The 23,587-nt window shown below is 45.0% G+C and carries 25 protein-coding genes; 9 read left to right on the plus strand and 16 right to left on the minus strand.

Annotated elements, in window-relative coordinates; translation table 11 throughout:
- Positions 1-67: 67 nt before the first annotated feature.
- Positions 68-1,792 (minus strand): RluA family pseudouridine synthase, encoded by a 1,725-nt coding sequence (locus L5L97_RS15930; protein ID WP_263182804.1) that lies wholly within the window; start codon positions 1,790-1,792, stop codon positions 68-70.
- A gap of 240 nt (positions 1,793-2,032) precedes the next feature.
- A complete protein-coding gene (gene purT, locus L5L97_RS15935) occupies positions 2,033-3,208 on the minus strand; it encodes a formate-dependent phosphoribosylglycinamide formyltransferase (RefSeq protein ID WP_263182805.1) in 1,176 nt (391 codons plus the stop codon).
- A 275-nt stretch (positions 3,209-3,483) separates the two neighbouring features.
- Here purT and L5L97_RS15940 point away from each other — a divergent pair, with 275 nt between their 5' ends.
- The 4 genes from L5L97_RS15940 (at position 3,484) to L5L97_RS15955 (ending at position 7,401) form a co-directional block, all read left to right on the plus strand.
- Positions 3,484-3,876, plus strand: coding sequence for a DUF3302 domain-containing protein (locus L5L97_RS15940; RefSeq protein ID WP_028759246.1), 393 nt, complete (start codon positions 3,484-3,486; stop codon positions 3,874-3,876).
- 1 nt (position 3,877) lies between these two features.
- A complete protein-coding gene (locus L5L97_RS15945; protein ID WP_263182806.1) occupies positions 3,878-5,023 on the plus strand; it encodes an HlyD family secretion protein in 1,146 nt (381 codons plus the stop codon).
- Between the two features lie 95 nt (positions 5,024-5,118).
- Positions 5,119-6,630 carry an AAA family ATPase gene (locus L5L97_RS15950; protein ID WP_263182807.1) on the plus strand — a complete coding sequence of 504 codons (1,512 nt, stop codon included), beginning with the start codon at positions 5,119-5,121 and terminating at the stop codon, positions 6,628-6,630.
- Between the two features lie 135 nt (positions 6,631-6,765).
- Positions 6,766-7,401: a DUF2625 family protein gene (locus L5L97_RS15955; RefSeq protein WP_113939910.1), complete on the plus strand. Its 636-nt coding sequence runs from the start codon at positions 6,766-6,768 to the stop codon at positions 7,399-7,401.
- Positions 7,402-7,780: 379 nt separating this feature from the next.
- Here the strand turns inward: L5L97_RS15955 and L5L97_RS15960 are convergent, their stop codons facing one another.
- The 4 genes from L5L97_RS15960 to cysP all read right to left on the minus strand — a co-directional run bounded on the left by L5L97_RS15960 (position 7,781) and on the right by cysP (position 11,824).
- On the minus strand, positions 7,781-8,911 hold the full coding sequence (locus L5L97_RS15960; protein WP_131523841.1) for a sulfate/molybdate ABC transporter ATP-binding protein: 1,131 nt from the start codon (positions 8,909-8,911) through the stop codon (positions 7,781-7,783).
- A complete protein-coding gene (gene cysW / locus L5L97_RS15965) occupies positions 8,908-9,774 on the minus strand; it encodes a sulfate ABC transporter permease subunit CysW (RefSeq protein ID WP_028759251.1) in 867 nt (288 codons plus the stop codon). Before cysW ends, L5L97_RS15960 begins: the two co-directional genes overlap by 4 nt.
- Before the next feature lie 9 nt (positions 9,775-9,783).
- On the minus strand, positions 9,784-10,629 hold the full coding sequence (cysT, locus tag L5L97_RS15970) for a sulfate/thiosulfate ABC transporter permease CysT (protein WP_263182808.1): 846 nt from the start codon (positions 10,627-10,629) through the stop codon (positions 9,784-9,786).
- A gap of 187 nt (positions 10,630-10,816) precedes the next feature.
- Complete coding sequence (cysP, locus tag L5L97_RS15975; protein WP_263182809.1) at positions 10,817-11,824, minus strand: thiosulfate ABC transporter substrate-binding protein CysP; 1,008 nt, start codon at positions 11,822-11,824, stop codon at positions 10,817-10,819.
- Between the two features lie 212 nt (positions 11,825-12,036).
- Between cysP and cysM the strand changes: the two genes are divergently transcribed.
- Positions 12,037-12,915, plus strand: coding sequence for a cysteine synthase CysM (gene cysM / locus L5L97_RS15980; RefSeq protein WP_263164178.1), 879 nt, complete (start codon positions 12,037-12,039; stop codon positions 12,913-12,915).
- 94 nt (positions 12,916-13,009) lie between these two features.
- Here cysM and L5L97_RS15985 read toward each other — a convergent pair whose 3' ends face one another.
- Entirely contained in the window at positions 13,010-13,546 is a 537-nt protein-coding gene (locus L5L97_RS15985) for a DUF4136 domain-containing protein (protein WP_219250280.1), read from the minus strand.
- Positions 13,547-13,723: 177 nt separating this feature from the next.
- On the opposite strand from L5L97_RS15985, the gene L5L97_RS15990 reads away from it, so the two are divergent.
- Positions 13,724-14,029, plus strand: a complete 306-nt coding sequence (locus L5L97_RS15990; protein WP_263182810.1) for a DUF1289 domain-containing protein — start codon at positions 13,724-13,726, stop codon at positions 14,027-14,029.
- Positions 14,030-14,115: 86 nt separating this feature from the next.
- On the opposite strand, the gene L5L97_RS15995 is transcribed toward L5L97_RS15990, so the two are convergent.
- The 5 genes from L5L97_RS15995 to L5L97_RS16015 all read right to left on the minus strand — a co-directional run bounded on the left by L5L97_RS15995 (position 14,116) and on the right by L5L97_RS16015 (position 17,986).
- Positions 14,116-15,384 carry an ATP-binding protein gene (locus L5L97_RS15995; RefSeq protein ID WP_168825043.1) on the minus strand — a complete coding sequence of 423 codons (1,269 nt, stop codon included), beginning with the start codon at positions 15,382-15,384 and terminating at the stop codon, positions 14,116-14,118.
- 11 nt (positions 15,385-15,395) lie between these two features.
- Positions 15,396-16,109, minus strand: coding sequence for a response regulator (locus tag L5L97_RS16000; RefSeq protein WP_006080570.1), 714 nt, complete (start codon positions 16,107-16,109; stop codon positions 15,396-15,398).
- On the minus strand, positions 16,109-16,519 hold the full coding sequence (locus L5L97_RS16005; RefSeq protein WP_028759258.1) for a DUF3019 domain-containing protein: 411 nt from the start codon (positions 16,517-16,519) through the stop codon (positions 16,109-16,111). Before L5L97_RS16005 ends, L5L97_RS16000 begins: the two co-directional genes overlap by 1 nt.
- A gap of 5 nt (positions 16,520-16,524) precedes the next feature.
- The gene (locus tag L5L97_RS16010; protein ID WP_219250276.1) at positions 16,525-17,388 is read right to left on the minus strand and encodes a MipA/OmpV family protein; all 864 of its coding nucleotides are present in this window, start codon (positions 17,386-17,388) and stop codon (positions 16,525-16,527) included.
- A 361-nt stretch (positions 17,389-17,749) separates the two neighbouring features.
- Entirely contained in the window at positions 17,750-17,986 is a 237-nt protein-coding gene (locus L5L97_RS16015) for a hypothetical protein (RefSeq protein ID WP_028759260.1), read from the minus strand.
- A 791-nt stretch (positions 17,987-18,777) separates the two neighbouring features.
- Between L5L97_RS16015 and L5L97_RS16020 the strand changes: the two genes are divergently transcribed.
- Positions 18,778-19,341: an acetate uptake transporter gene (locus tag L5L97_RS16020; RefSeq protein WP_113939919.1), complete on the plus strand. Its 564-nt coding sequence runs from the start codon at positions 18,778-18,780 to the stop codon at positions 19,339-19,341.
- A gap of 68 nt (positions 19,342-19,409) precedes the next feature.
- Here L5L97_RS16020 and L5L97_RS16025 read toward each other — a convergent pair whose 3' ends face one another.
- Positions 19,410-19,880, minus strand: coding sequence for a YcxB family protein (locus L5L97_RS16025; RefSeq protein ID WP_263182821.1), 471 nt, complete (start codon positions 19,878-19,880; stop codon positions 19,410-19,412).
- Between the two features lie 240 nt (positions 19,881-20,120).
- On the opposite strand from L5L97_RS16025, the gene L5L97_RS16030 reads away from it, so the two are divergent.
- A complete protein-coding gene (locus L5L97_RS16030) occupies positions 20,121-20,459 on the plus strand; it encodes a DUF1971 domain-containing protein (RefSeq protein WP_028759263.1) in 339 nt (112 codons plus the stop codon).
- A gap of 76 nt (positions 20,460-20,535) precedes the next feature.
- Here L5L97_RS16030 and L5L97_RS16035 read toward each other — a convergent pair whose 3' ends face one another.
- On the minus strand, positions 20,536-20,952 hold the full coding sequence (locus L5L97_RS16035) for a VOC family protein (protein ID WP_028759264.1): 417 nt from the start codon (positions 20,950-20,952) through the stop codon (positions 20,536-20,538).
- Positions 20,953-21,008: 56 nt separating this feature from the next.
- A complete protein-coding gene (locus tag L5L97_RS16040; protein WP_263141525.1) occupies positions 21,009-21,623 on the minus strand; it encodes an NADPH-dependent FMN reductase in 615 nt (204 codons plus the stop codon).
- Positions 21,624-21,770: 147 nt separating this feature from the next.
- On the opposite strand from L5L97_RS16040, the gene L5L97_RS16045 reads away from it, so the two are divergent.
- A complete protein-coding gene (locus L5L97_RS16045; protein WP_263182811.1) occupies positions 21,771-22,406 on the plus strand; it encodes a helix-turn-helix transcriptional regulator in 636 nt (211 codons plus the stop codon).
- Positions 22,407-22,512: 106 nt separating this feature from the next.
- Here the strand turns inward: L5L97_RS16045 and L5L97_RS16050 are convergent, their stop codons facing one another.
- The gene (locus L5L97_RS16050) at positions 22,513-23,439 is read right to left on the minus strand and encodes a TPR end-of-group domain-containing protein (RefSeq protein WP_105249971.1); all 927 of its coding nucleotides are present in this window, start codon (positions 23,437-23,439) and stop codon (positions 22,513-22,515) included.
- Positions 23,440-23,587 lie beyond the last annotated feature (148 nt).

Raw genomic sequence — 23,587 nt, forward strand, 5'->3', positions numbered from 1 at the left:
CATCGCGGTCAAACTTCTGATATTGCGCCCTAAGTTCGGTTTTTCCTTTGGTGTCTGGTAATCAATATTAGAAATCAGGATCGACCTGAAAGCGCATCTGTTCACGGGTGACGGGATGTTGAAGTATCAATAAATCTGCATGCAGATGCAGGCGATTGGCACGAGTGCCGTACAGATCGTCACCCAAAATGGGCATATTTAGCCCTTCTGAGTGGGCGCAGTGAACTCTGAGCTGATGGGTTCGGCCCGTTTTTGGGGATAGATATACGCGGGCTGTACGTGCCATTTCATCGATATGGCTTAATTCCCAATAGGTTTGGGCCGCTTTGCCAAACTCATGGCAAACGAGTTGTCTCGGTCTATCGTCTAAATCGCCACGTAGGGGTAAAGAGATTTGTCCCGTTGCCGGCTTATCTGCCATTGCTGTAGGGATCCCTGCTAAAAGTGCCACATAACGTTTAGTCACTGTGCGCTGGATAAACTGTTTTTGCAGTTGTTTATGGGCGTCTTTTGTCAATGCGATCACCATTAATCCCGAGGTCGACATATCGAGCCTGTGGACGATAAGTGGCCCAGTGGCATTGGGAAATGTTTGCTGCATGCGCGAATACACTGAGTCTTCAATTTCTTTGCCGGGCACTGATAAAAATTCGGCGGGTTTGTTCACAATCGCCATCGCCTCGTCTTGGTAGAGGATGTTTAAGGTTTTGCCTTCGGCAGGGTTCGTCAGCAGCGGATTATCATCGACAACAAGCCCTTCGAGCATATGCCCCAAGATAGGCTGGCATTTGCGCAGACAGGCAGGATAAAACTGCTTATGTTGGCGAATTTCTGATTTTGGCGGCGCCCCCCACCAAAATTCGGCAATCGCCAATGGTTTAAGACCATGTTTAAAGGCGTAATGTAGTAACTTAGGGGCGGCACATTCTCCCGAGCCTGCGGGCGGTGTTAACTCAACCGTCCCGTTAAATATGCCGTTAAGGCTTTTTTCTGAGCCGCGAATATTCAAAAAACGATACTGCTCAAACAGCTTTTGCTGCAGCGCCGCCGAGAGCTGTTTACGCTGTAGTCTTAACGCGTCACGCTTATCAGTGAGCAGAGTTAACGCTTGGCTGATGGCATGGATACGCTCATCCCAATAGCGTTTAATATCTCTTAACTGATTCTTTTCATTAATGCTTTCTTGGCTGAGTTTAGCTTCGATTGCAGTATTTTCACGTAAAGTCTCATCAGTTGGATTGGCAGCCCATTGCACTGCGAGTTGATTGCGCTGCGTCTTGCGGGATTGACGGCCGTCGATCATCACTTGCCTGTGGGCGGCAAGCTTGGCTTGTGCTTGAGCTTGCTCAGCGTTGAGTTCGCTCGATAGCCGAGGAATATCGGGATGATTTTCTACTGCAAGTAGCTGCTCGTTAATTTGGTTGATTTGCAGATTTTCGGCGTGGAAAAAATTGTCCTTAGCCAGCATATCAAACACAGGTGGAACGAAGCGTGGCCAATGGTTCTGCTCAGCTAACTTGCCCGAAAATGCCGACAAATAGCCCACATCTCCCTGCGGATCTTGCACTAAAAGCACACCAAACATTTTACCAATGGCACCGGTTAACTCCCCCGTGAGGCCAAAGTTATGTTGCCAATCGTTTTGAGTCTCAAGGTGGCGTTGTAATTCGTTGGCAGCGATCACGCACAGTGGGTGCGGTTCGTAATAGAAAGGAAAGGTAAAACGCTGCGGTAGGGCATAGGCATCAATGGCTTGTGTGAAAGAGGTAAAGCAAGAAGGCTGAAGATGCATATTGGGGTCTACTGTTGGTTTTACTTATCTGGGTTAATTATCAGAGTTAAGCCACAACTTAGGATTTACCTAAATGCAAGCTGAGGGCTGGCAAGAAAGGGCGCTAGTTTACTCCGCCTATTGGGGACGGTCACTTTTTATTGGTGCGGCTCTGTGTTGAAAAAGGGAAATGGTATTAAAGCGCATTTCCCTTTGATGTGTCGCTTGTGCTTAAAGCCAATTTTAAACGGTTAAACCCGCTTAAAAGATGACTTTCACTTTACTGGCGCTATCGAGTGCTTTGCTGATTGCGCTGTCGATATCGATATCACGGGCAAGCGCGACACCTAAACGGCGGCGACCATCAATATCGGGTTTGGCGAATAATCTAAGCTGAGTGTTGACCGCTTCTAATGCCGCACCAATCCCTTGATAGCGGATATTGCTTGAGGTGCCTTCGGCCAAAATCACCGCCGAGGCACTTGGACCATGCTGATGGATATTGGGAATAGGCAGGCCGAGAATCGCTCTAACATGCAGGGCAAATTCCGATAAATCTTGGCTGATGAGTGTGACTAGGCCTGTGTCGTGTGGCCTTGGTGAGACTTCAGAGAAATAGACTTCATGGCCCTTAACAAATAGCTCTACGCCAAATAATCCATAACCGCCAAGGGCTTCGACCACTTTACTGGCAATAGCTTGGGATTTTGCTAACACTTCATCGGACATGGCTTGTGGCTGCCATGACTCGCGATAATCGCCATCTTCTTGCCTGTGGCCAATAGGCGCACAAAAGTGTATGCCGTTGACTGCGCTGATGGTTAACAGGGTGATTTCATAATCGAAGGGAATAAAGCCTTCGACTATTACGCGACCGCCGCCGGCGCGTCCGCCTTCTTGGGCGTATTGCCACGCTTTATGGCTGAGGGCGATATCGCGAATAACGCTTTGGCCTTTGCCCGAGGAACTCATGACTGGCTTTACCACACAAGGCACGCCAATTTCACTAATCGCTTGATTAAATTCGGTTTCGGTATCACAGAAAAAATATGGCGAGGTTGGTAAACCTAAGGTTTCAGCGGCGAGACGACGAATACCTTCCCTGTCCATAGTGAGCTTTGTTGCCCGAGCTGTGGGGATAATATTCACCCCTTCGGCTTCCATGTCCACTAAGGTTTGGGTGGCGATGGCTTCAATCTCGGGGATGACTAAGTGCGGTTTTTCTAACTCGATAACCGCACGCAGGGCGTTGGCATCGAGCATATTGATCACATGGGAGCGATGCGCGACTTGCATGGCGGGGGCGTTGGCGTAACGGTCAACGCCAATCACTTCAACGCCTAAGCGTTGCAGTTCAATGGCCACTTCTTTGCCAAGTTCACCGCAGCCGAGCAACATGGCGCGTCGTGCGCCCTCAGTGTAGGGAGTGCCTATCATGTGTGGGTACCTTTGAGATTGTAGGGATGATGGGTTTTATGCTTGCGTTCTATGCCGCAATGATGTGGCTAGTTTAGCCTGAACAGGCTTTAGGATCATGGAGTAAATCGACAAGTGTGTCCCGGATCACTGGGGGCAAAAACGAAACAGCATATCTTTGGTTAATATTGGGGCTGAGGTTGAGAGTAAACTCAAATGTCATGTTGGTGGCATGTTTGGAGACCATCCACTAATCTTTGGGATGGAATACATATTATTAATACAAGGAGATGCAGATGTTCTTAGATTACTTTGCGTTAGGTATTTTGTTTTTTGTCATCATTATTATGTTTTATGGTGTCATTGCCATTCATGATATCCCCTATGAAATAGCCAAAAAGCGTAATCATCCCCAGCAAGATGCATTGCATATCGCCGGGTGGGTGAGTCTATTCACCCTACATGCAATTTGGCCATTTTTATGGATCTGGGCGACTTTATACCGTGAAGATCGCGGTTGGGGGTTCAATACTGTAATGAAGCGAGAATTAGTTTTAGAGGAGGATGTGAATTCATTGCGCGAGACGGTCAGAGGGCTTCAGACTCGGCTTGAACAGTTAGAGCAAATAACTCCCATGAATATAGCGCCTGCTGTGGATGCGATAAAAACAGACAAAGTTGAGGTATAACATGGATTTATTACTCATACTCACCTATGCGGCCGTGTGTATTGCTATCTTTAAAGTCTTTAAAATTCCGATGAATAAATGGACTGTTCCCACCGCAGTGCTGGGTGGGGTGTTCATTATTGGTACCTTATTACTCGTGATGAATTACAACCATCCTTATTCTCGTTTTGCCCGTGAATATTTTGTCACTATCCCTATCACCCCCGCAGTAAAAGGCTTAGTGACTTCGGTGGAAGTGCAGCCTAATATGCCTGTTAAACAAGGGGATGTGTTATTTCGTCTCGATCCTATTCCCTTCGAGGCCGTTGTTAAACGTAAACGCGCCGCTTTGATGGAAGCTGAGCTCCAAGTGCCACAACTTGCCGCGGCGTGGGAGTCGGCTAAGGCTAATGTAGAGCGCGCTAGGGCCGATAAAGACCGTAATAAATCTGCCTTCGAGCGTTATGAGTTAGGCCGCAAGAAAGGGGGCGCGAATTCGCCTTTTACTGAACTGGAACTCGATAATAGGCGTCAATTGTACTTAGCCTCAGAGGCACAACTGACCGTCGCGAATGCTGAAGAACTGCGTGTCAGGCTGGCCTATGAATCTAATATTGATGGTGTTAATACCAAAGTGGCTGGTTTGCAAGCTGATTTAGCCAGTGCACTCTACGATTTAGAACAGACCGTCGTGCGGGCACCTGCTGATGGTGTGGTGACGCAAATGGCGCTTCGTGCGGGAGCGATGGCAGTGCCTTTACCATTACGTCCCGTAATGAGCTTTATTCCCGACGAGCAACGCTACTTTGCGGGGGCATTCTGGCAAAACTCGTTAATGCGTTTGCAGGAAGGTGATGAAGCTGAAGTGATATTGGATGCCGCACCAGGACAAATCTTTAAGGGGAAAGTGGCGAAAATATTACCCGCTATGGCTGAAGGTGAAATTCAAATGGGCGGCGCGCTGCAGTCATCGGCTCGTTTATTTCAAAATGGTCGCGTGATTGTGCTGATTGACATCGAAGATGATGCTATCCGTAAACAATTTCCTGCAGGTGTTTCTGGGCAGGTTGCAATTTATACTGAACATTTCCATCATGTCGCTGTGATGCGTAAAGTATTGCTGAGGATGCAAGGTTGGCTGAATTACTTGTTTTTTGATGGACATTAACCCTTAATCGGTTAACTTTTGTCTGTTGTATCAAGTCCAGTTCGCTGGACTTTTTTGTGACACATTTTTGGGTGAATAAAAAGGAATTTGAAAGCATGCAAGATATTCACGATTTAACCTCAGTGCTGCGCTCCAATACGCCAATCGTAGTGATTGAAACCTATGAAGAATATCGCGTGGTTGAGCTGCTTAAGCGGGTAGCCAGTGTGCTCTATCAACCTGTGTTTACATGGAGCATTACCCAAGGACTAGCACGGGTCGATAAGCCCTTGGCGGCGCAAAAGTTTAATAGCGAACCCACAGATCTGCTCGGGCAAATTAAATCAACCTCGCAGCAGGGAATTTATGTGCTGTGCGACTTCCATCCCTTTGTGATTGATGCACCTAAGAATGTCCGTTTGCTTAAAGAAATCGCCCTTGAGTATGAGACGCTGCAACACACATTAGTGCTGGTGAGCCATGCCTTTGAAATTCCGCCTGAAATCAAACGTTATTGCGCTTATTTTCACTTAACTTTGCCAAGTACAGTGCAATTGCAAAATCTGATTTATCTTGAAGTTGATAAAATTCGTCACCAAGGTACGCCGCTACAGGTCGATGATGCTGCTGTGGTCAAATTAGCCGATAATCTGCGGGGCGTGACTTTAGACGATGCCCGTCGTCTCGTACGCAGAGCCATAGTCAATGACGGTGCTATTACCTTGTCAGATATCGACGCCATCAATAAAGCCAAGTTTCAGCTACTCGATCTTAATGGTGTGTTGCAATTTGAATACGACACCAGTGATTTTTCACAGGTTGCCGGACTGCATAACCTTAAAAAATGGCTCAAGCAGCGCTCGCCCATAGTGGCTGTCAGCGCCATTGACCAAGACGGTCAGCCGACTCCAGTTCAGCACGTCAAAGCGCTCGATGTGCCCAAGGGGATTTTACTGCTGGGCGTTCAGGGCAGTGGTAAGAGCCTCGCGGCTAAGGCAGTTGCGGGTGTTTGGCAACGACCTTTGCTTAGGCTCGATATGGCAGTCTTATATAACAAATACATAGGCGAAACCGAGAAGAACCTGCGTAATGCACTGGATCTGGCTGACATGATGTCGCCCTGTGTGCTTTGGATAGATGAAATTGAAAAAGGCTTAAGCGGGAGTAGTAGTGATGAGGGGACTTCGACGCGGATACTCGGCACTTTACTCAATTGGATGGTGGAGCGTAAATCTGAAGTGTTTGTGGTGGCTACCGCTAATGATATTCAAGCTCTGCCGCCAGAGTTGATGCGAAAGGGCAGGATGGATGAAATCTTTTTTGTCGATTTACCCGACGAAGCCATACGCAAAGCCATCTTCTTAATCCACTGTAAGCGCCGTGGAATCGATGTGGCGAGCTTAGATCTCGCCCAATTATCGGCTCGCAGCAAAGGATTTTCCGGCGCCGAAATCGAACAAGCGGTTATTGCTGCCATGTATACCGCAAGAAGTGTCGAGTGCAGTGTCGACCAAGTGTTATTACTTGAAGAACTTAGTAAGACACGGCCTTTATCTGTGGTCATGAGCGATAAAATCAATGCGCTACGACAATGGGCCGCAGGCCGAACCGTGAATGCCCATGAGTAAGATTTTTGCTTGGTTCCATGAGTGCTAACTAGCATTTTTAAACGCTACATTGGCTTAGTTATTTTCGACATTCCCAAGGTACCGTTATGAATGATGAGTCGTTTTACTGGATATTAGTGATACAAGGATAAGAGATTGAAAAGTATATATGAACTGATTGATATCGAAGACTCTGGCATAAAAGTAGTCAATGAAATGGTTGCTGGTGCTGAGCATTGTGTAGAGATACTACCGCCTTCAAAGGATCGGGTTGAAGTACTTGAATCCCTTCAGGTATCGACTCGTTCGGTATTAGGGGCTATTGCCTACGAAACCGGTGGGATTTTGATCGACAATGGATGGATTCGATTTTTCGGCTCTGGACATGAAAGATTGTCTAGAAACCTTACTGATTGGAATAGAAGTGCACATTATCTGTTAGTGGCGAATGACGTAGTTGGTGGATTTTTTGCTATCAACGGCGGCGGTTTAGGTGCAGATGTTGGGAATATATACTATTGGTCGCCAGACTCAATTCATTGGGAAGGGTTAGAAATCGGGTTCACAGATTTTTTTCAATGGTCAGCTACAAAGAGAATCAATGAGTTTTATGCGAGTTTAGGTAAAGAGCGCTTTCAAAAAACCTATTCACAGATAGCTACAGATAAATGCTTGAGCTTTTATCCATTTTTATGGGCGAAAGAAGGTTCTATTGAAATAAGCAGCGTGAAAGTGGTGTCAGTTGATGAAATGTATAGGCTGAAATTGGAATTATTAACCTCGGTTAGTTAATTCGTTTACCCGCTGATTTTATGAGTACTTCTGCAACAATTATTTATTATAAACATCTAATATATTGATTGTTAGATGTAAATCTGCTTATCAGCTCTATTGATTCAACATGGATGGGCTGTATATGCCATCCATGATTAATTATTTCTTCGGAGGGGACAGCGCCAAGATCTAGCTGACGTTTTTGGAGGTATCTTGGGCTTTCTCGTTACCGCTTGCATCAAAAATCAAAGCTGTCGCTATCACCAAAAGTTGTCGCGGCAATGCCTAATGAGTGCTTCAGTATTTGGCGTGACAATATCTTTCTAAATGGTTTGAATCTTAGCGGTATCCACTCCCTGTGGTACCGCTAATGCTGCTTATTCCTATCATGATGACATTAGATATCAAAGGCGAGACTGCCCGGAGTCAGGAATGGCCAACTTAGACGCGTCGGTGAACTCTCACCCTGCGCACCAAAGAAGTAAGCTGTTCTTGGGGTAGCGTAAACTACACTGCCTTTTTGCAACCCGAGTTCCTGCAGATTATGGTGGGTAAATTTGGCTTCCCACAGTTCTTCGCTATGCCAGCCATGTGGGGCTAATTCCAATCTAACTTCGGCGCCGATTGGGGTCATGGCGACAATATTGAACGGCAAATTGGCCTGACTATTGGGCTTATTTGACAGCGCTAATTCGTGACTGCGTACATAGAGAACACCATCTTGCTGCAGGGTTTGCTGTTCTGGAGGTGTTAAAAATGCTTGACCATTTTCCCAACGTTTTTGTTGCCAACTGGCTTCAAAGACATTGACGTTACCAAGAAAATCAAACACAAAGCGACTATTGGGGTGTGAGTATAGCTCAGCAGGTGTATTAATCTGCTCTATATGACCATTGCTCATCACTACCACTCTATCTGAGAGCTCAAGCGCCTCATCCTGATCGTGGGTCACAAACACGCTGGTGAATTTCAATTCATCATGCAGGCTGCGTAGCCAGCGGCGTAGTTCTTTACGCACTTTAGCATCTAAGGCGCCAAAGGGTTCATCCAGTAGCAAGACTTCTGGTTGGGTCGCCAGTGCGCGGGCCAATGCAATGCGCTGTTTTTGTCCTCCCGAGAGTTGTTCTGGATAGCGCTGTGCGAGGTGGCCTAGTTGTACTGTTTCTAGCAGTTGTGTCACTCGCTTATGAATTTCTGCCGCCGAAGGCCTTTGTTTTTTCGGCATGACTTCGAGTCCAAAGGCGACGTTATCGGCGACCGTCATATGGCGAAACAGCGCGTAGTTTTGAAACACAAAACCCACGCGTCTTTCACGCACATGCACTTGGGTGACATCTCGATTGCCGAATTGAATTTGGCCGCTATCGGCTCCTTCAAGACCGGCAATAATCCGCAGCAGTGTGGTTTTACCTGAACCTGATGGTCCCAGCAGACCAATCATTTCCCCTTCTTGAATATCGAGATTAAGTGGGGAAAGCGCCTGAAATTGGCCAAATTTCTTGGAAATATTAGTAAGACGAATACTCATAGTTGGCTCTGCTCTTTATTGTCATTGGCGGTTAAACTGCGTTGTTGCCGCCATTCCACTACGGCTTTTAACATTAGGGTAAATAGGGCGATCAGGGCCAGTAATGACGCGCTCGCGAAGGCGGCTTCGGCCTGATAATCTTCATACAATAATTGCACATGTAAAGGTAAGGTATTGGTTTCGCCGCGAATGTTGCCAGACACGACAGCAACGGCACCAAATTCTCCTACGGCTCTGGCATTGGTGAGGATCACACCGTAAATCAGTGCCCATTTGATGTTGGGCAGGGTCACGCGGCGAAAGAGTTGCCACCATGACGCTCCGAGGATCACTGCAGCTTCTTCTTCCGATGCGCCCTGTTGTTGCATCAATGGGATCAGTTCTCTGGCTACAAAGGGGCAAGTGACAAAAATGGTCACTAATAGTATTCCCGGCCAAGCAAACATGATCTGCAGATCGTGCTCATATAGCCATTCGCCCAGCCAGCCACTGTTGCCATAGAGCAGCAAATAGAGCAAACCTGCGACGACAGGGGAGACCGCAAATGGAATATCAATTAGCGTGATCAGTAACTTGCGACCGGGGAATTCAAAGCGAGTCACGCTCCAGGCCAGCATGATTCCGAACACTAAATTGATCGGTACTGTGAGTGCTGCCACCATCAGCGTTAAACCAATCGCATGCAGCGAATCCGGTTGAGTTAAGTGTCCAATATAACGCTCCCAACCTCCGACAAACGCTTGCTGAAAAATACTCACCAGCGGCAATAGTAACAATAGCAAGCCCAAGAGCACGGCGAGGGTAATAAGGCTCCATTTGATCAGGGGCGCTTCACCGACTCTTAAGGGTTTAAATGAGTTCATATTCGCTCCTTATCGTCCATGAATGCGGCGCAGATAACGCGCCTGCCACAGGTTTATCAGCAGTAATAGCAGTAACGAGGTCATCAGAACCACTGAGGCAATGGCGCTGGCACCTGCAAAATCAAATTCTTGTAGGCGGACAAAGATCATTAACGAAGTGATTTCACTGATATAAGGCATATTGCCAGCGATAAAGATCACTGCACCAAACTCACCCAGACTGCGGGTAAAAGATAGTGCCGTTCCAATCATTAATGCTGGCCAAAGGGAGGGCAAAATAACCCGCCAGAATACCGAACGATCCGAGGCGCCAAGGGTCATTCCCGCTTCTTCTTCCTCGTGGGATAACTCTTCGAGAACGGGTTGTACCGTACGAACCACAAAGGGAATACTGGTGAAAATCATCGCGACCACTATGCCTAGCGGTGTGTAGGCAACTTTAATGCCCCATTCTGCTAATAGACTACCGATTTGGCCGTTTTCCGCATAAAGGGTGGCTAAGGTGATACCGGCAACGGCGGTCGGCAAGGCAAAGGGTAAATCTACCAAGGCATCTAAAATGCGCTTGCCGGGAAATTCATAACGCACGAGTACCCATGCGAGTAATAACCCGAAAAGGCAGTTAAATAATGATGCTGCGAGCGCCGATAGCATAGTGACTCGGTAACTGGCAACCACTCTGGGATCGGCAATCACGCCCCAGTATTCGGACCAGCTCATTGAACTGGTCTGCATGATTAGGCCTGTGGTCGGCAATAATAGGATTAGGCTGACAAATAGTAGTGACACACCTAAGCTGATGGTAAAACCGGGAAGAACCCGCTTATGGCGTAAACGCCCGTTATTAAAAATCACAGAATAATCACCCGATCAGGTTAATTGCGTTAAACCAATACTATTTATAAGGTTCGCTCGTTGTTGGCTCAAGCCATTTGTAGGATGCAATCTTTACGGCTAACACTGATTGATAAATGCCAATTAGCGATAAACCCGAGACTTTGCTCGGGTTCAATGTTGATATCTTACTACATTAAAGGTGATATCAGCGCTTTAATAGCTCATCGAGTTTTGCACCGTTAGCAAACTGGGTTTTCATGGCATTATCCCAACTACCGATGATTTGCTCAACGGTTAAAAGGTCAACCGTAGGGAACTGCTTAGCAAACTCAGTTTTAACCTTTTCGTTGTGTACCCGATAGTTGAATCCTGCCAGTAGGCGCTGCGCTTCTTCACTATAGAGATAGCTCAAATACTCAGTTGCTAGCTCTAATGTACCGTTACGCTTAGCATTTTTCTCAACCACAGCGACGGGAAACTCAGCCAGAATCGATGTTTTTGGCACTATGACTTGGTAATCGTCTGCACCATACTGTTGGCGAATATTGTTCACTTCCGATTCAAAGGTAATCAGCACATCACCGATACCACGTTCTACAAAGGAGGTGGTCGCACCGCGGCCGCCAGTATCAAATACTGCGACATTGCCGAGGAATTTTTTCAGGAATTTATCCAGTTCAGCCTGATTATCCTTACCATAGCTTTTTTGGGCATAACCTAATGCGGCTAAATAAGTGTAGCGGGCATTACCAGAGGTTTTTGGGTTAGGAAAGACCAGTTTAACGTCATCTCTCGCTAAATCGCCCCAGTCGCTGATCTGCTTTGGGTTACCTTTGCGTACCAAAAATGCAATGGTGGAATAGTAAGGTGAACTGGCGTTAGGCAGTAATTGTTGCCAATTTTCTGGGATCAATTTACCGCGATCGTGCAGAACTTGTACGTCTGTCACTTGATTAAAGGTCACCACATCTGCGGGTAATCCCTGCAGAATAGAGCGTGCCTGTGCAGATGAGCCTGCATGGGATTGTTTAATTTCGACGGTTTTACCTGTTTTCTCTTCCCAATGTTTGGCAAAAACGGGGTTGTAGGCATTGAATAATTCCCGTGCGATATCATAAGAGGAATTAAGCAGGGTTTGATCTGCGGCAGTCACATTGAGTGAGGTTCCCAGAATGAGGGTTCCTAGCAGGGCCTTTATCAATTTTACGGACATTTTTAACTCCTTAATCTGGCAATTTTGTCAGCGTTATGGCACCTAGAGTAATAGAATTAATTGTTTATAAAAAGCCAGTTGAATAGAACTTTTTTGAATAACTATGAGCGATTTATTTTATGTTATAAGCAGTATTCACCGTGTTTGTCAGTGGTAACCGACTTAGAATAGGCTATCGCTTAGTTGTTTTTATCAAGTAAAGGATAATCCTAGTGTCTGACTTTCCGACAATTGAAGCCTGCATCGGGCAAACTCCGCTGGTTCGCTTGCAGCGGCTTAACTGTGGTACTTCCACTGTACTATTAAAATTGGAAGGCAATAACCCCGCGGGTTCAGTAAAAGATCGTCCTGCACTCAATATGATTATTCAGGCCGAACTTCGCCAAGAAATAAGCCCTGGTGATACGCTTATTGAGGCAACGAGTGGCAATACTGGGATTGCGCTGGCGATGGCGGCGGCAATCAAAGGATACAAGATGATCCTGATTATGCCGAATAATTCGACTCAAGAGCGTAAGGATGCGATGCAAGCCTATGGCGCAGAGCTCATGCTAGTGGATAACATGGAGACTGCGCGGGATTTGGCGCTGCAGTTACAAAGCGAAGGCAAAGGTAAGGTGCTGGATCAATTTAATAACCAAGATAACGCTAATGCCCATTTCCTCACGACAGGCCCTGAGATCTGGCAACAGAGTCTAGGCAAAATTACCCACTTTGTGTCAAGTATGGGGACGACAGGTACCATAATGGGTGTGTCCAAATACCTTAAAACTTGTAATCCCGACATCACTATCGTCGGTCTTCAGCCCGCCGATGGCAGTGCTATTCCAGGGATTCGGCGTTGGCCGCAGGCATATTTGCCTGGTATTTTTGATGCTTCTTGGGTTGATTTAGTTATGGATATTGAAGAGCAAGATGCAAAAGCCATGGCGAGAACCTTAGCGCGAGAGGAAGGGATTTGTGCTGGAGTCAGTTCGGGCGGTGCCGTGTTTGCTGCGCTGGAGATTGCTAAACAATATCCGGGTTCTGTGGTCGTGGCGATTGTCTGTGATAGGGGCGATCGTTACCTTTCGTCAGGGCTTTTTTCCTGAGTCCTAGATTTTTACTCTAAGCATATTGAGCGATATGAATGTTTGATGGGTGAAAATGGGCGAGACGCGCCCATTTTTACCCTTTAAAACGTGATCATTTTTTCGGTGGGAATTGCGCCAAAATTCGGTTGACGGCTTTGGCGGTATCTTGGGCTTTCTCGTTACCGCCTGCATCGAAATCATAGCTGTCGCTGCCACGCCAAATAAGAGCTTTGGTCTTAGGATCGACAATATCTATCTGAATGGTTTGAATTTTAGCGGTATCACTCCCCAGCGGCACGCCAACACTGGTGCCTATTCCAATCCCGCCCGAATTTCCGAATGTGCCTGTGCCTAATCCAATGGATAGCCCTGAATCTTTGGGCTTATCTTGGGTGAGTAAGGCGTAGGCGACGTTAAAGTCGGGCGACGCTGTATTTTCTACAAACCCTTTTTGAGTCAATTGGTTGTTAATTTCTACTTGAATACGCTGGGCGCTTAACGGGTCATCCGTCGGCTGTGGTGTTAACTGGGTAAAGCTGCGTAGTGCGGTGAAGTCGTAATTGAGATCATAATCGTTTTTCGGTTTACTGCTGCAAGCGCTTAATAAGGCAACAGCGACGAGCAGACTGGCAAAGTGACGGTATCCCATGATAGTGCTCCAAGTTGTACAAACTCTGTTCAATGTGCCTTGATTAAGGTTGTTTCTGCAAGTACTTTAGATAAGTGTGTTGTATTTGAATCGCTTTGAATGCAATCCACACGCTTTGTTTTTTAGCACGGATCGTTTTGAGTATGGTTTATTTTTAGATAGGAATAGCGGCGGGTTATGGAACAGTTAGCTTTTTTTGATATCCCGAGTCCTTGTGTCGGTGTGTGTGTTACCGATGCGCGCGGTTACTGTAATGGTTGCCTGCGAAGCCGTGACGAAAGATTCAATTGGTTAACGTTTTCAGATGCGCAAAAGTATGATGTCATTCGCCTGTGTACTCAACGTAAACGTCGTCGCCAGTTAGCGATGATGAAAGCAAGGCAAGCACAAATAGAGCAAGAAAGGGCAGCGTTAAACCCACAGTTGAATTTTGAGCCTAAGCCCGAAGCCGATCTGGATTTTGGTGGCTTCGAGCTAGACTAATAGGTTGAATTGACTTGTTTAACTCGCTTTTTGCATTCGCGAGTGGGATTCATGACTGACTTGCAATAGTCTCATCTCGCTTCCTATTACAGCTTACGTTTTTTCGGCCAGATTAAACTAAATCGAGTATGTTGTGCATCACTTGTAACACTCACATTCCCTTGATGTCGTTGCATAATCCGTTTGATGATCGCAAGGCCTAAACCATGTCCTTTATTGCCATTCTGTACCGATTGGCTGCGATAAAATGGCTCGAACACTTTCGGTAAATCCACCGCAGGGATAGGTTCGCCGTCGTTACTCACACTTAAATTGACCCTATGCTGGGTCTGCTTAACCTCAATGATGATTTCAGTGCGGGCAAAGCGTTGTGCATTGGTCAGTAAATTCTGTAGCGCCCGTTCGATTAATGCGGGTTCTCCGAATAAGGGCAGTTTTTCGACTTCGGCCTTGAGCGTTATAGGCGTTGGACTTAAGGTTTCTAGGCGCTTAATACTTTGATTGATGAGATTAATTAAATCGTACTCATCCAACTGGATACCTTCTCGCTGTGACTCTAAGCTGGCGTAGGTCAGCAGTTCTTGAAGTAAGTCTTCCATTTCTTTGATGTCGAGCTGCATTTCATCGAGAAAGTCTTGTCGCTTCTGTTCGTCCGAATCTGGCTGACAATACATAGGCATAAGTGCAAGAGCAAATTTGAGCCTCGCCAGTGGCGTGCGGATTTCATGGGATACCGCATTAGATAAGTGTTTCTGGTTCTCAATCAAGGCGCTGATATGTCGCGCCATTTCGTTAAACGTATTGGCTAAGGGCTTAACTTGGGAGCGATTTGACAGGGTAATCCGCGTGTCCCATTTGGCTTCGCCAAATTCTTTGGTGGCCTTACGCAGTATGCTCAAATCCCGTGAAAGCGGGCCGACCCAAATTAGCGCAACGAGGGCGAGCGATAAATAAAAGAACAGGGTGAACAGGCTGCGAAGGTTGGCTCTGGGATCTATGTCCAGCGGCCCTGCCATTAAGACTTGATCGTCTACTCGAATAAATTGCAGCAAGCTATCATCATTGGCCGTGGTGGTGAACACCTTGCTTGTGCTTAACGCTTGATTATCTGCCAGCGCGACTTGATCTGCATTGAGTAATTGCAGTGGCATCACAGGGTTCGCAGGGATCGCCTCCAGATACCGTTGGCGGGCATCGGGAGGTAATTCCGCTAATAATTGCGCCAATGCCACTAACGGCGCATCGAGGGCATTATTGTCATCAACATTCTTCTGCCACAGGCTGTCGAGTGTCCAGCCAATCCCAAGCACGCTGAGACTGAGTAGCAGATATAAACTGATAAAGAGACGTTTCACTGTATTTGTGCTTAGTTATTCCAAGCTTCAGGAGCAAAGAGATAACCTTGTCCCCAAACGGTTTTAATTCTGAAAGGTGTCTCAATATTATCGTTGAGTTTTTTACGTAATCTAGAGATCCGCACGTCAATTTTTCGATCTTTACCATCGAAATCAATATTGAGTAACAACTGATAAATATACTGACGGCTGAGCACTTGGCCCGCTTGCGAGGCCAGTAACCACAGCAATTCGAATTCATGGCTGGTGAGATCAATTTCAGTTTCATTAAGACGAATCGCATGGGTATGCGGGTCGATACTCAATTTACCGAAGGTTAGACAGTGTGATTCTGCCTGTGGTGGCTGATTCTGACGGCGAAGTAAGTTGTTGATCCGCGCAACTAACAGAGCAGGATCGACGGGCTTGACCACGTAGTCATCGGCACCGAGTTCTAGTCCTTTGATTTGATCTTCACTTGAGCCAAGTGCGCTCATCAATAGGATTGGACCTGCGAAATAATCGGGCAGTTTCTCACACAGAGTGAGACCATCCATGCCGGGTAGCATAATGTCTAACAGTATGATATCTGGCTTGTAATTGATTAATCGTGTTAGCACTGTATCGCCACGGCGTTCAACTTCAACATGCATACCATGGGATTTTAGGTAATCTACAATCAAGTTTGCTAGGCGAACGTCGTCTTCAACCAATAATACTCTGTGGTTCGATTGTGGGCTTGTCATTAAAATAAACTCCAAGGGTTGCGGTAACGTCTGCGAACCTGAGGTTGTGATGCAGAAGTGATTTTAAGTTTGGCACCAGCCAAAGTTTGGTTACTGTCTTTACTCACCATGACAAATTGAATATCTGTCATAGTGTGGATTTTCATGCTTAACGTATGGGTTGAAACTGAATCACTGCACCATTTGGGATAGGCGGCGTTGTCGGACAAGATACAGATAAGCTCATCTTTAGCGAGTTCCCACTGTAATTCTATATAGACGTCACAGGCTTCAGTTTCTGAACTTGTGATGCAAATTTCGGGTGTGAGTTTGAGTGCCGAGTCGCGAGTTTTGGCTTGTGCAGAACTTTGGCCCATCAAGCCGAGGCTTAGACCTATAAAGCAAAGCAAGCTTAACTGAGGCAGTGTCACTAACGTTAGAACCTATAGGCTGCGCCGATAAAGTAGGTGCTGCTATAGTCTTGGTCTAACAAGGGACTGGCGGCAATCTCATCGGCAATTAGAGTGTAACGAACTGCCAACAGTAGATCCCAATTGTCAGTTAATATGTAACGGGCCGTCATTTCCGCACCTTTATCCCAACCTGATTTTGCTTGATATCTTTCGCTCCAATAGGCGTTTTCACTGGGTCTAACGCTGTAATAATAATCCACTACGGCTTGGCTTTTCCAATCAAATACCAACGCAAACTCAAAAATGAAACGATCGTAATCCCAGCCATAGGTCCATTTTATTTGTGCTTCTGAACCTTGATGAACATTAAACATATCATGGGTGTACGCCAATCTAATAATACCGAGCCGCGTATAGATGAATGCTTCGGCACCGCCAAGTAAGGTGAAGTTCCGAGTCTCTAAGGAATTAAACTCAGGCTCTGGCTCAGTCGACAAAGCCATACTATTTATGGCTTTGGCTTCAACTTGAGTGCCACGATTCAAAAAGATATTCGATGGGTCCCATTGATAGAAGTAGGCCCTATCTAAGCTATAACTTGTTACTAAGTTAATTGTAAAGCTTTCTTGCTCGGCTAAGGTATAACCTAAATTACCATTGTCGAAGAACCAGTGTTCGCCGTAATAGGCCACAGTTGGAATAAAGAACAATGGAATATCGTCAAAATCCCTGAGTGGATTGCTTTTTTGTCCCCAGCCTATGGCGATGCCTAGATCCCAGTTGTTCATCTCAATACATTGATTTTCTGGTGCACAGGCTTCTTTCGCCATTCCGATTGCAGGCAAAATACTTAAACTTGTAATGAGGACAAAAAGAATACGATACATGATTTAACGATTAAGGGCTGAGGTTAACAATACAGGAAAACAGATTAGCATTTTATGCTCAATTCAACAGTGGTTTCATTCACGCAGATGCAAAATGATACAGCTATCAATTAAATAATAAATTTATGGATTGCACAATATGTTGATAGTCATGCTAAAAGCTTATCTTGGCAGCTTTCGTACGGTTAATTGTAAATGTTAAATTTTGTGTTTTATAAGTTTCGAGTGTAACATCATAATGTTAATTATGATGTAAAAGCTGTGTTGCTTGGAAATAATAATGCCATTCGCAAGTGTGAATGGCACAGACTGAAGCCGAATAACCTACTTTGCGGTAATAACACAGAGATTAGAATGAAGATTAATTGACCTCAGTAACTGACTTGTAGCCCATTTCTGTCAATTGATCGTTTACACAATCAAGCACATATTGTTTTAGCTCAGCATTTTCGACTTGATCTTCAGAAGCCATCTGCTGGCACACTTCTTTTAGCTGAGCGAGATCTGCTGCTGGTGCAGGCGGTAAAGAGGAGTCGTCAGCAAAGGAAGTGAAACTTACTAATGCCAATAGAGTAAAAACAGCTGATAACTTATTCATTTTATTTCCTTTAGTTATGTATTGTTAACCACAGATTAAGAAGCATTCTCTTAATACCACTGTGCCAACATCAGCAATTTATCACTGCTATTCTGTTTTAGATATAAATAATTTTTACCTTTCTTGATTAAGATTTTTTACCTTGTTTTCCCTTGATTCGCTTCAAGTAAATGGGCTGACTAAGTGTACTTTATTTGCTCTAGTTTGATTCATTCTCAGCATCTTTTGCTGCTTGAGTTAGGCTCACTGCATGCTCTGAACTCATGCGTGCTAAGTTGGCTCTTCTGAACTTGTGTTTGAAATTTATTGATGAAACTCTGCACTAAACTTATGCGCTTAATTGTGTGTACAGTAGAACTTGGATTTCTTTCAAAAGTGCCGCTTACATCACTTTAACGGCTTATTTGCGATAAAGTGCATTATTATCACTGTTTATGGTCGATTTTTAATGAAGGTTTAATCGCCGCTGTTAACTGAATTATGCGGTAGTTATAAGAAGTCATATAAAATGAGATATGACGCATGTTGCAGGCCATTTTTTTCTAGAATATTGAATTAAAAAGAATTAATTTTTATGTGTTTTTTTAGTTTAAATTTTATTTTACGGTTTATTATTTTAACTTTATGTTTTTATTGTTTATTTTTATGTGTTCGTTTGTTTTTGATGATTACATTGCTAAGATTATAGCTATCCTCTAGAATGCGCCGCTCTCGCAGGTGCGCGTGCATAAGATTAATGGCAAATGCTATTGATTTTTATTGAATTGTTGATTTTTCTCTAGGGGAACTCTGTGTCTACAAAACTGGCTAATCCAGCGCCATTAGGTTTAATGGGCTTTGGTATGACAACAATTTTGTTAAACATTCATAATGCGGGATATTTCCCTATTGATTCTATGATCTTAGCCATGGGGATTTTTTACGGTGGCATTGGTCAAGTGATTGTGGGGATTATGTGTTTCATGCGCGGCGATACTTTCGGTACGACGGCATTTACCTCATACGGTTTGTTTTGGTTAACGCTAGTGGGCCTCATTTTAATGCCTAATGCTGGCATTGCGGCGAGTCCAACGTATTTTATGGGCTGGTATTTAACGCTTTGGGGCATATTCACGGCATTTATGTTTGTGGGTTCTTTGCGTTATCCAAGAGCCAAACAGTTTGTGTTTGCTTCTTTAACTATCTTATTTTTTCTGCTGGCGGCGCGTGATTTTACGGGTAGCGCCTTGATTGGCACTATTGCGGGCTTTGAAGGGATACTTTGCGGTGCGAGTGCGATTTATTTTGCGATGGCGCAGGTGCTTAATAATGAGTATGGCCGTACGATTTTACCGGTGGGTGAATTGAAAAAGTAACGATTCAGCAATGCAGAGTTGTAAAAAAGGCTGATGAAGATCAGCCTTTTTTATGGGTGTTAGCTGTACTAGATTTTAGTTTTAATATAGGCCATAGCTGCTTCATCTAAGCTACGAAGGGAAACATAACTCGTGCCTGCTTTGTGGGTGATCAAGAAGCCTTTTTCAGTTTCTTTAATCCGGTAAATGTCGGTCCATAAAATTTGGCTGGTCACAGACATAGATTGAGTATGAATCCCTTGCTCATCAATAGTGAGTGTGACCTCATTGCTGGCCGCTTTACTCATCATCTGACGCATCAACCACCATGCTTTGTGATACTTCACATTGAGCGCTTCGATAACACCTAACCCAACAAAAAAGTAAGCTAAATAAAGGCTAATATCGGTGAAAATAAGCGCGATACCTATCAGGGTTAATCCAATGGCTTTGTAGTAAGGTTTGAGCGTGGGATCTGGTACCACTGATTGCGTATAGCATTCATCGAAATGGGCTTTATCTAAAATATACGTTGTGGAATATGAATAGGGCGTTGGCATCATGTCATCTAATTGAGGTGGCACTTAATGCGGGTTAGTGTAGCGATTACAGTGATGAAAGTAACTAACCTTGCTATTGCAAGCATGAATGAGCATTTTGGCGTTTTCAAATTCGACGTTCAAACCCGCTTGTTAATACAGGTCAATATATGAGTTGGACAGAAATACGGCAACGGCTATATTAGTCTTGCCGTAAGCATTGTTCGATTTTCGTGATTTGACACAAGGAGTGCAAACATCATGGCCTTAGTCCCCAAAGATTTTGTAAATTACAAATCAACGCCGGTTTTCAACCATGACAACGTCCCTAAAATGTTGCTGCACATGCACAATACTAAGGCTGGCGTATATGGGCAAATCCAAGTGTTAACGGGCAGCTTAAAGTTTTATGGCTATACGGGTAGCAGGGGCGAATTAGATAAAGAAGTTATTATTCGCGCAGGTGAAACCGCCATATCACATCCTGAATATTGGCATAAAGTGGAGCTACTGACCGAAGATACTCAGTTTAGACTCCACTTTTATGCCCATAAGGATTCGGCCATAGTGGCGCAGCAACAATCCGAGCGAAGCGAATAGTACCTAGCTCCTACACCCTATTCACTACATGCGGTTCTTGGCTGCATTGGTCACTTCTTTTTAATAACTATTTACGCTAATAGCGATTTCGTTCCGTTGGAATATCAGTTAAATACTCCACAAATTCTACTTCAAAGCCATGGGCATCGAAGAAGTAAATATTGCGTCGATAGGGATCTTCCATGCCATCTTTGGCAATAGGGAAACCTGCCTGGGTCAGTCTTGCTATCACAGCATCTAAGTTGTCGGTCACAAAGGCAAAATGCGCCAGTCCAATTTGATGACCAGCCAAATCGCGGTTTTCACCTTCACCATTGTCACTAAAAGCAATGTATTGATAATCATCGCCAAAATGAATCCAATTACGGGGTTTGCCGTACCAAGTGCCTTTATCGCCACCGCGAACACGCCAATGGGGGAAAGCCGCTTGATAAAAGCGCAGTGCTGCGGGGATGTCGTCTACCACTAAATTGATATGCTCTAAATGAATCATAATGCGTTCCTTGTAATGATTTTAGTCTGTTGCTGGTGGTTAAAATCTCAAGCCGCTTACATACCGTAACAGTATTCCTGCTGTTTTGGGTACGCTTGATTGGCATGTTGTTCACGAATGGGGGCTAATGCTTGGGCGTATTGATGCAGCATATATAAGCTGTATTGCACTCTTTCCCTAAGCGCGATATCGCGGGCACTCTCAGGGATGGCATTGAGTACATGGCTGACATTGCGGATGATTAAGTGATCGGGTATGGGCACTAATTTATTGTTTTTAAGGGCATTCATCTTCACTTCAACGATAGGGTAAGTACCGCTAATACCATCCGATATTGAGACTAATAAGGCGGGTTTATGGGCGGTTTCTTCGCGAGTACACATCAACAAAAAGTTCTTCAGTAATGGTGATGCCATGCCGCCCCATTCTGGGGTGATCAGCACTAGCGCATCGGCTTCATCGACTCTGTGCTCTATTTCGGGCCAGTGTTCACCTTTGTTGTCTTCTTCTCCGTCCCAAAATGGCAGATTAAACAGGCATAGTTCTAAGTGATGTATCGTGTCGTAACCCATGCTGTGAGGAGATGAGAAACTGCTTTCGGCGATATAACGACCGACTTTAGCACTTTGTGAATCGGGTCTTTGGCTGGTGCTGATGATGAGTAATTTCATTAAGTAAACCTATTTGTTTATAAATTATTTATAAGGTAATTGCTTTACTTAATCTTGTAAAGGATAAAGTAAATAAAAAAGTTTATTTAATCTGTTAAAGCAGCGGAGATTGGGAGATAATGCTTCGGCTGAAATCGGGGAGGCTCAATGAAAACCACTGATAAGATTATTCAATTACTCAAGTTGCATGGCCCGCTTACCGCTAAAACCTTAGCGGAGGAATTGGCGTTAACGACTATGGGGGTGCGTCAACATCTGCAAGCTTTGGAAGATATGGGTGATGTGGATATTGAGGATCGAGTTGAAGGCCGCGGTCGCCCAACACGTTACTGGGGATTGACTGAACAAAGCCGTACTCACTTTGCCGATCGCCATGAGGAATTGACGGTACAGTTGATTGACTCGGTAAAAATGATCTTTGGCGACCAAGGCTTGGATAAGCTTATCGATCACAGGGAGCAAAGTGCGTTAGTCCAATATCGTGCGGCAATGGAAGGGGCTACTGATATTCCGACACGTTTGGCCATACTTGCGAAATTACGCTCGAACGAAGGTTATATGGCGACCATAGAACACATCGATGGTGTGTATTTTTTACTCGAAAATCATTGTCCAATCTGCGCCGCAGCGACTAAATGTTTGAACTTTTGCCGCTCAGAGTTGCAACTTTTCCAGCAGTTATTCGTTGATATTGCCGTGGTGAGCCGCGAAGAACATATCATCGAAGGTGCTCGCCGCTGTGCATATAAAATTGCGGCAATTAAAGTTGCGTCGATAGCCTAGTAGTGCACTTAAGTTGTTTGCTTGAGGCGTTTTATCTGTGGGATAAAACGTCACTGAAAGCTAACGCTATATATTAAGCATTCGTTCTGGGCTTAAACCTCGGAGCTTAGGGCTTATCAGGTTCGTGATAGGCCAATAAGGTTTCGAAACGAGGATGCCCTTTAAGTTGTGAGAAATCAGCTTCATCCAACGCTAGCTCTTTGAAGGATGCGCTGTTATGGATAGCGCGTTCCAAATCAGAAATTGCTCTATCTTCAACACCTAAACACGCAAAGGCGCAGGCTCTTTGATAAAAAGCATGGGCGTTAGTTGGGTCAACTTCCAAAACACGATTACATAGGCTTTGTGCCCAATTAAATTCGCGCATTTCCATTGCGGCATCGGCCTTGTAGGTTAGCGCTTCCAAGTCTCCAGGTCGAATCGTGAGGATTTCATCGTAGACTTCAATTTTTTGTTCGGGAGTCTGGGCACTTTGGGCACGTAGCCACAGATTATGAATTTCATTAATCACTTCTATTTCACGATTATTATCCGTGATAGTACGACTCTTATGCTTGAGTTCTTGCTCGAGTAATTTGAACTTTTCTTCGTATTGTTCGGCAATACTCTGCAGCTGATTCGCGGCCAGTTTGGCGGTATGTGTCTTGATTTCCCGTAGGGATTGCCAGCCGATAAAGGCGACTAAAGAGGCGACGCCGGCGATCATATAAAAGAAGTAAGTGACAGTGACATTGGCGTAATTCATCGACTTGTCGGCAACGGCCAGTTCGCGATCTGTGATATCTATGGTGAGGCGCCGCTCAAGATCCTGTTGATCGTATCTGAGGGATTTGAGTTCATCGAAGACGTAGCGCTCTATCAGCGGTTTATCATGGATGGCGAAAGGTTGAGGCGCTTCAGGGGGATTTTCTGCATCGCTCGCTTGAGTGAAGAATGAGCTCGCGAGTATCACTAAAAACAAGACTAAAAATAGCAGGTTCGAACGTATCATAACGGGACTTGCAGATAAGTTTTTGATGCGGTAACCACTCACAATAAGATGAATTGAACGCCTAGCTTAACAAATTTTGCCTAGTTTGATCTAATTTTGCTCTAAATAAGCTCTGTGATGCTTACAGTATTAGCTCGCTATGACCTGAACTCGCATCCTGCTAGAATGGCTATCCCATTCATATTTCGTC

This window comes from Shewanella sp. SM71 (assembly GCF_025653905.1).
Lineage (GTDB): Bacteria > Pseudomonadota > Gammaproteobacteria > Enterobacterales > Shewanellaceae > Shewanella > Shewanella oncorhynchi.